The organism is Paenirhizobium selenitireducens ATCC BAA-1503, from assembly GCF_000518785.1.
In the GTDB taxonomy this organism is placed as follows: domain Bacteria; phylum Pseudomonadota; class Alphaproteobacteria; order Rhizobiales; family Rhizobiaceae; genus Allorhizobium; species Allorhizobium selenitireducens.
In genome coordinates this window covers 348,506-355,640 of the sequence record NZ_JAEG01000008.1, presented here as the reverse complement: position 1 = coordinate 355,640, position 7,135 = coordinate 348,506, and the positions used below count along the sequence as shown (strand labels likewise).

The following is a 7,135-nucleotide window of genomic DNA, read 5'->3' as shown; positions in this document are numbered from 1 at the left end:
AGGTCCTTCAAAGCCGCATTGTCGAGCATCGCGTCAGCCAGAAGCCGCTTCAGCTTCGCGTTCTCGTCCTCAAGTGTCTTCAACCTCTTGGCTTCGGATACGTCCATGCCGCCGAATTTGGCCTTCCATTTATAGATGCTGGCATCGCTGACGCCGTGCTTGCGGCAAAGCTCCGAGACCGGCGTGCCTGCCTCGTGCTCCTTCAGTATCCCGATAATCTGTTCGTCTGTGAAACGGTTGCGCTTCATTCTCTGGTCCTCTCAATAGGCCAGAGCTTACTTCAAAATGGATTAGTTCAGCGGGGCAAGGTCAACGTGGATCCAGTGCGTTGTTCGAGCGGATAGATGTCACCGTTGAGAGCAACGCTACGACAATGAGCGAAAGCCCAATGATCATTCCCGAGCCGTCCACGACCACCATCAACGGGACCGTGGGCATGACGAACGTGTACGGAACGGCGCGCTCGACTTCCTATCGATACATTCCGCCACGCGGCTCGTCGCAATATGCAACGGCGCAGCGTCCAGTGAATATCACGCTTGGCAGCGGCCAGAGTGTCACGATTCAAGGGCGAACGCTCAGCGTCGTGAGCGTGTCAGCGAATGCGCTGAAGTACATGGTGGAGTGAACACGCCAGAGGGTATGTGGGGTATTGGTTCGAAGGACCCCGCGCGGCCGGAGCGGGTCCCTGGGATTTGGTCATGGATTAACGACGGGGGAGGGGTTGAGGCAAGGCGTCGGGGCGGCGACCGCCACAAGCTGACGCAATATGAAGCGTTCAGGAGGCGAGAATGTCGTCGGCCGCTTCGGTATCCAGAATAACGAAGTCGATCGATTGGCAGACACGAAGCTGCGCAATCGACCGCTCTATGTCTTCAGCCTCGATGTGCGTCAGGGCCGCCGCTTCGGCCAGCGCCATGATCCGTCTTTCACCCGTCGCGTTATCGATCACCATAAGATTGTTCATCGGCATTCTCCCTTCAGGAGAAGTAAAACACGCCCGGAATCGCGTCGCAATTTATCCTGTAGTTTCAGATGGTTACGACATAGCCCCGGTGACGCTACCACCGGGGCTGTGTGGCTGGGACTGCTTTGGAAGGCGTCAGGCGGGGCCGGCGTACCGTACGCCAGCGGCGTCCGGCACATATGCACGCTCCAGTGCGGCTACAGCGGCAGCGCCGCCGCGTACGGCCTGGGTGTAGTGGCCGAGCGTCACTGTGGGATTGGCATGGCCGGCGATTTGCGCGACGAGGCCAACCTCGATGCCCTGAGCCTGCAGGGTCGAGATGAAAGAGTGTCGCGCGGAGTGTGGCGTCACATACGGCAGCCCAAGCTTCTTGAACGCCGGCACCCAATAGCGCTTGCGGAAGTTCTGATAGAGCAGAGGGCCACCGCCACCGACCCGAAGCTTCGGCCATTCTTGCAGGCGGCCAGGGCCGGGAAAGACCCGATGAAGCTCTTTACCCTTCCTCGGGCAACGAAGCCGCCATTCAAGCAGCATTTCGCGCAGCGTCGTGCCCATGGGGATTTCACGCGTCCCGGCCTCCGTCTTGGTCAACTCCGTCAAAGTGCCGTCGCGCTCCTGAATGCGGCAGATGCGAATGACGTTTTTGTCGAAATCGACCTCGCTCCAGAGGAGGCCGAGCTGTTCCGACGGCCGTGTACCGGCGAGGAACGGAAACGCATAGTAGATGCCTTGTTCCGGATCCATCTTGGCGGCAGCAACGAGCGCGGCGATGTCCCGAGACGTGAGGATTGCCTTTTTCTGCTTGTGTCTGGCGCGGCTAAGGCCGGTCGGCATGGACGGTGCGCGCGTGCCAAAGTCTTCCTCGGCAAGGGCCAGAATGGACTTCAGGTGTGACTTGGCCCTGTTGGCGGTGTAGTTGCCGCATTGCTCGACAATCGTGCGGTGCCATGCGCGGATCATGGCGGTCGTCAGGTCCGTCAGTTTGACGTCGCCCAATAACTTGATGAAACGGGCGTCTTTCGGCGCGACGCCGGTCTCGGTGTAGTCGGCCCGCTCCTGCGGTGACCCCACAAGCAGCGGCCCGCGAAGCGCACCGTGTGCAACGACCTTGTAGCCCATGAGCGTCGATGGTTTCACCTTGCCTTCCTTGTCGGCAAGCCAGTGTTCGATGGCTTTCCCGACTGTCGGGGCGGTCCGCTCGTCGACGTAGCTGCCCTCGGCCACCTTTACGAGAAGCGCATTGCGAAACGCTTCGGCGTCCTTTTTGCGATTGAATGCTCGACGGCGGCGCTTGCCGCACACCGGATCCCGGTACTCACAATACCACTGCGGGTAGGAGGCGATCGTGCCGTTCGCAAGTTGGCGGCGGCGCGTTGTGGAAGTGATGGAGACGTTGACTGTCTGGTTCATGTTGTTCTCGCTGCAAATGAAAAAATCGCAAGGAAAACACGGCGACCGTAACCGGCACAATTAATCGCCAATTGCGCTCAGAAGGCCCGCCGACGGCCGGAATTGTAACCTGCCGTGTAACCTTGCGGTGTCTGTGGAAATCAGGAGCCCGAGGCGACGGGATCTCGGAGGATTTCTGATTCCCCGGTCATCCGGGTTGAAATCGCGTTAGCCAAAGCTCAGCAGGAAGGGGGATGGCATAGCTGCGCGACAAACGGCCACTCTGCCGCTTGCAGCGTAGACACGCGGCACATTGAAGCTTGCAGGACCGTCGCCAGGTGGCGGGGTGGCACCAGTGGCATGCCAGCCGCGTGGTGCCGGCCCGCCGCATAGGCAGTTCAGCCAAAACGCACACACTACTACTGCGCGCCCGGAGTCCCTGAAGCACATGCCACTACCGCCACCGCCACCCCGACCCCTAAAAGGAAAATTTCCTGTGAAGCGGAAGCGCGTCGTCGACATGACCCGCTGGCTTGGGGCGCCGGAATCCACGCACGGTCTTTCCTCCGACCTTAAACTTTCCGAGTTCCCAGCCGAACTCGCGCATTAGGGCTGCAAGGCGCTTCGAGTGTCCGTTATGCTGGCGCTCGATCGGAATTTCTAGAATGTCCAGCAATAAATCATGGGTGAACGCTCGGACTTCATCTCCCACTGCCCTGCCTTGAACCGCCGAGAGCGGCTCTAACCACGGGTCATCTTCAAGCCGCTCTTCCTGTTCCGCTTCAGCCACTGCCCAAAGATTCTGGGGAAGCACGATGCTCGTGCCCTGCGTCTCCAGCGAGACCGCCTCGGCCCATAGCTGGTCACGGTCGCGCTGAAGGGCCACAAGATCGATTTCCCCAGTTTTCACGGGCAAGAATCGACGGTTGCCGGTGCGGTCCTTCAGGTATTTGTGCTCGTTGGTGGTGCCGATGAATATCGTCTGCCGACCCCGTGCCTCTGAGAAACGGGCATAGGACATCCGCGCGCGATCAACGTCGCGCGAGGCGAACGCCTTCATCCGTTCCACCTCGCTCTTGTTAAGCCCAGACATCTCGCTGAGCTCGTAAATCCAGACGCCTTCCATCGCCTCCATCTGGGCTTTCGTGTCCAGCGTCAGCAATTCGTTGTCTGAGTGGTTGCCTGGCCCCGCGAGAATACGCAGCGCCGTCGACTTGCCAGTCCCCTGCTTACCTTCAAGTATTACGATGGTGTCGAACTTGATGCCGGGTACTCGGACGCGCCTGACGGCAGCAACGAGCATAATGCGCCCGATTGCCCGATTTAGCGGGGTATCTTCGGCTCCCATGTAGACGGTCAACCAATTGTCTACACGGGCAACACCGTCCCATGCGAGGTCATCAAGCATTTGCCGGATCGGATGGAACGTGTGCTCCAGACAAAGCTGTGTCACGGCATCGCGGACATTCTCGGGCTTAGGATCGAAATTGAAGGTCTCAATCACAAACGATCGAAGAAGTGCGCAGGCGTCGTCGCTGATCTCTCCTTCGTGCTCGTCCAGTATATTGCCGCCGACAATTTTCCGGTGTCGGAACAGGTCGTGGGAAAAGTTGAGGCCCAAGCGACGGAGAGCAATGACGGTGTTGCGCATCGTCGCACGGGGATGGCCCTTCCCGTCACAGTCGGGCCAACCGTTTGACACGGCAGCCATACCGGAACGCGCCTGCCTCAACGCATACGGAACAGACTTTTTCTTTTCGAGTATCGAGCGCGCAATGCCGAACGCAGGGTTGATGAGCACGCCAGCGATTACTTCCTCTGAGCATCCGGCCCGTGCAAGATCGCAGGTGACACGGAAGACCGCCTCGCTGCGTGAGCGGAAGCGCGGGGCGCTACTGTCACGGGGCTTTTCAGGATCGTCGCCCAGCTCTATTAGCGCTAGAGTAAACGGCGGCACCGACGACGGAAGCACGCCCAATCCGACCGGAATGATCGGCGAGATTTGTGCGACTGCTCCCTTTGGGCCTGCCGGCCCCGGCCCCTCACCCTGCGGGAGATCGTCTAGCGAATAGGCCAGCTCCCAATCTGCATTCAGGATGCGGGCAAGTGTCGGTTTGCGTCCTTTTGCCAGCTTTGCAGCATTGGGAATGTTAACTGTGCCCGGCAGACGCATGATGCGGTCAATGTTGTGGCAGTTATCACCGCCAAGCGCGTTCGCCACAGCTATATTGACTGCTTCGACACGCACGAGATCGTCAGTGGGCTCTTGTAACGCCCAGTAGCAGTGAAAGCCCCCGCCCGAAGATACGATTACGGTGGGACGTGGCGTAAAGCTGCGGACACGATCCTCGGCGGTGGGATCATCGATATCGACATGGACGAACAGGGCGGCTGCAACGTCGTTCTTTGTGGCTTTCTTGTCCGCAAAACCCGGGCGCAGACCGTTTACGTGAAAGTAGAGGTTGGCTTTGCTCTGCCAAGCGTCGATCCAAGCGCGCATCTCGTCCTCCTCGTTGGGAAGAAACGTGCGTGCCTCCAGTTTCCCAGCCAATGGAATGGAAACGAGATGGCGAGGCTGGCCTGGATGCGTGAGGTCGAGGAATTCCACCGTCTCGTCGGTGTTTGCCTCGGGAAAAACCGTGTTCTTGGGCATCACTCGATCCCTCCCCGACGGCAGGAATCGATGTACGCGACAACTTCGGACAGCTTGACCAGCTTCCTGGTGTTGAAAGGCGTGTAGCTGGGAATGTCGCCGCGCTTCACCGCTCTTTGGATCTGCCAATAGAAGACATTCAGGGCTTCGGCAGCATCTTTAAGGGTGAGTAGCCGCTCCGGCACACCGCCAGACGAACTGCTCAATTGTGGAATGGAAAAAGCAGTCTGCATATGCAGGCCTCCAGATGGAAGCGATGCCGCGCATTGTTTCAGCACTATAGGCGCGCACCATCGCTTCATGTTGACATGAAGTGTTTGATGCAACCCCAGCCGAATCTTTACGTGATTGGGTCTTATGGCGGGTCAGGACCCCGCCAGCATTTTCTGCAAACCCCTACGATCTACCACCATCTAAACGATGGATATGAGAACGGGAGTCCCGTGTGTTTAGTCATCCCTGAGATGCACACGAGGCAGCGCTTGATCGTCGCGTATTTCTACATATGCCGAACATTGTTGCTTGGTCAACTACATATTGTGGATTGAATGGCGCTGGTTACGACGTTCGCTTCGGCGGGGGACCCTAGGCAGGCTTGCTTCCTACCCTGCGTTCTGCTGCCATGCTGGGCCGCGCGTACGGGTAGTTCCACGCGGCGAAAAGCTGGGGTACGTGCGTACGGCAGGATATGAGGGGTACTGTGGTACGTCGCTTGAACGCCGATGGTCCGGCAATAGCTTGCCGGACCATCGGTCGCTGTGAGTTTAGGTCCGATCGTGAACCTGCGCGAGGGGAGCGACCCTCTTTGCCGCATCGACGCCGGTCTGAGCGGACTGCTTGGAGGTGTAGACTTCCGAGTGGCACAACGTCTCGCCGTTGGCGCCCTTAAGACGCCAGAAGTATCCGCCTGCGTTCGCGCGAAGGATTTCAAACATGTAGATGGCCCTCCTTGGGCCGGAAATGTGACCCGTCCGAAGCGCCGGGTCATTGATCTTTAAGGAGGGGCCAGCTAGGATAATGTTGTTCAAGACATGCCTAGCGGGCTTCGGCCCAGGTATTCGGAAATCGGCTGGTTTACGAGGCCAGTCGGTTTTCCATCCATGTTGCCTTCGGGGTGAGATACGGCCCCTTAGGCGGAAGTTCGACGGGACTCGCCGGCGGAACTTCAGGAAACCGCGTCCCATCCTTTACTTCAGCGATCCGGCCCTGATTGAGCCCGAAGAACGCTGCGATATCGTGATGGCGGTCGCCCCGCTCGATCATTCCCCGAATGAGCGCCGCATCGCGCTCGGTGATGGTGAGGCCGCTCGGCCTCGCACGTGATGCCATATGTTTCTCCTGTGTTTTCAACGTCAGACTCTGGCCTGACACCTTCTATATGAGGGAGAGCCGCCAGATAGTCAAGATGAAATCTAACTATTTTGAACCGTAGCCTATTACGGTTTTATTTCACTTGACAGTGTAGCGTGCTACGGTTATTTTCTTGGCATGAAGAAGCAAGAGAAAACAGCCACCCTAAGCCGCACCGGGGCACGCCTTCTGGATGTTGCAGAGGTCTTTGCGGGCGTTGGGGTATCGCGCGAGGAAACGGTGGTCCGTCCGGGCGAAAGGCTGCCGGTTATCGGCGTGCGCGACCTTCAAGATGGCGCTGTTGCCCCACGAGAAGCGCTGGACACGGTAGGCTTTTCCTCTCCCTCCAAAGCCATGGCCTATGCGGTTCAAGCTGACGACGTGCTCGTTACGGGGCGTGGGACGCTGCTGAAATTCGGCCTCGTGGGTGATGAGACAGCAGGAGCTATCGCCAGCGCGAACATCATCGTCGTGCGACCCGGCCCCGATGTGACGGGCGGCGCCCTGTTTGCGATCCTGTCGAGCGATGTGTTTCGCCCAAAGATCGAGGTCCTGCGGAGAGGGGCGACGACGCTGCTATCTCTATCGCCGAAAGATCTAGCCAAGCTCGAAATCAATCTGCCGTCGCTGAGCGAGCAAGAGCGCATCGCTGCCCTCGTAAAGGAGGCACAAATTGCCTATCGCACAGCCCTGGAGGCTGCCGAAATCCGTCGCTCACTCGCGCGGCGTCTGATTGACGCGCGCCTGTTTGGCGACAACCAGAACCATTGAGGGAA

General features: G+C 58.8%; 9 protein-coding genes. 2 read left to right on the top strand and 7 right to left on the bottom strand.

The window, feature by feature from the left end:
- Positions 1-248, bottom strand: a 248-nt coding sequence (locus L867_RS0113300) for a transposase (RefSeq protein ID WP_028737349.1), incomplete at its 3' end; no start/stop codon positions are given.
- A 140-nt stretch (positions 249-388) separates the two neighbouring features.
- Between L867_RS0113300 and L867_RS0113295 the strand changes: the two genes are divergently transcribed.
- A complete protein-coding gene (locus tag L867_RS0113295; RefSeq protein WP_146086556.1) occupies positions 389-628 on the top strand; it encodes a hypothetical protein in 240 nt (79 codons plus the stop codon).
- 150 nt (positions 629-778) lie between these two features.
- Here the strand turns inward: L867_RS0113295 and L867_RS0113290 are convergent, their stop codons facing one another.
- The 6 genes from L867_RS0113290 to L867_RS25225 all read right to left on the bottom strand — a co-directional run bounded on the left by L867_RS0113290 (position 779) and on the right by L867_RS25225 (position 6,338).
- Positions 779-973 carry a hypothetical protein gene (locus L867_RS0113290; RefSeq protein WP_156951564.1) on the bottom strand — a complete coding sequence of 65 codons (195 nt, stop codon included), beginning with the start codon at positions 971-973 and terminating at the stop codon, positions 779-781.
- 129 nt (positions 974-1,102) lie between these two features.
- Positions 1,103-2,377 (bottom strand): tyrosine-type recombinase/integrase, encoded by a 1,275-nt coding sequence (locus tag L867_RS0113285; protein WP_028737346.1) that lies wholly within the window; start codon positions 2,375-2,377, stop codon positions 1,103-1,105.
- 457 nt (positions 2,378-2,834) lie between these two features.
- Positions 2,835-5,009: a virulence-associated E family protein gene (locus L867_RS26465; RefSeq protein ID WP_051438966.1), complete on the bottom strand. Its 2,175-nt coding sequence runs from the start codon at positions 5,007-5,009 to the stop codon at positions 2,835-2,837.
- Positions 5,009-5,242: a MerR family transcriptional regulator gene (locus L867_RS0113275; RefSeq protein ID WP_028737345.1), complete on the bottom strand. Its 234-nt coding sequence runs from the start codon at positions 5,240-5,242 to the stop codon at positions 5,009-5,011. The genes L867_RS26465 and L867_RS0113275 overlap by 1 nt, the downstream gene beginning before the upstream one ends.
- 531 nt (positions 5,243-5,773) lie before the next feature.
- Positions 5,774-5,944: a YegP family protein gene (locus L867_RS26890; protein WP_084638551.1), complete on the bottom strand. Its 171-nt coding sequence runs from the start codon at positions 5,942-5,944 to the stop codon at positions 5,774-5,776.
- Between the two features lie 139 nt (positions 5,945-6,083).
- The gene (locus L867_RS25225) at positions 6,084-6,338 is read right to left on the bottom strand and encodes a hypothetical protein (RefSeq protein ID WP_037173305.1); all 255 of its coding nucleotides are present in this window, start codon (positions 6,336-6,338) and stop codon (positions 6,084-6,086) included.
- 159 nt (positions 6,339-6,497) lie between these two features.
- On the opposite strand from L867_RS25225, the gene L867_RS0113255 reads away from it, so the two are divergent.
- Complete coding sequence (locus tag L867_RS0113255) at positions 6,498-7,130, top strand: restriction endonuclease subunit S (protein WP_028737344.1); 633 nt, start codon at positions 6,498-6,500, stop codon at positions 7,128-7,130.
- Positions 7,131-7,135 lie beyond the last annotated feature (5 nt).

Bases quoted from the DNA above. Each gene is read 5' to 3' on its own strand.
- L867_RS25225 (WP_037173305.1), bottom strand. From the start codon at position 6,338: ATGGCATCACGTGCGAGGCCGAGCGGCCTCACCATCACCGAGCGCGAT.
- L867_RS0113285 (WP_028737346.1), bottom strand. From the start codon at position 2,377: ATGAACCAGACAGTCAACGTCTCCATCACTTCCACAACGCGCCGCCGC.
- L867_RS0113290 (WP_156951564.1), bottom strand. From the start codon at position 973: ATGCCGATGAACAATCTTATGGTGATCGATAACGCGACGGGTGAAAGA.
- L867_RS0113275 (WP_028737345.1), bottom strand. From the start codon at position 5,242: ATGCAGACTGCTTTTTCCATTCCACAATTGAGCAGTTCGTCTGGCGGT.
- L867_RS26890 (WP_084638551.1), bottom strand. From the start codon at position 5,944: ATGTTTGAAATCCTTCGCGCGAACGCAGGCGGATACTTCTGGCGTCTT.
- L867_RS0113295 (WP_146086556.1), top strand. From the start codon at position 389: ATGATCATTCCCGAGCCGTCCACGACCACCATCAACGGGACCGTGGGC.
- L867_RS0113255 (WP_028737344.1), top strand. From the start codon at position 6,498: ATGAAGAAGCAAGAGAAAACAGCCACCCTAAGCCGCACCGGGGCACGC.
- L867_RS26465 (WP_051438966.1), bottom strand. From the start codon at position 5,009: ATGCCCAAGAACACGGTTTTTCCCGAGGCAAACACCGACGAGACGGTG.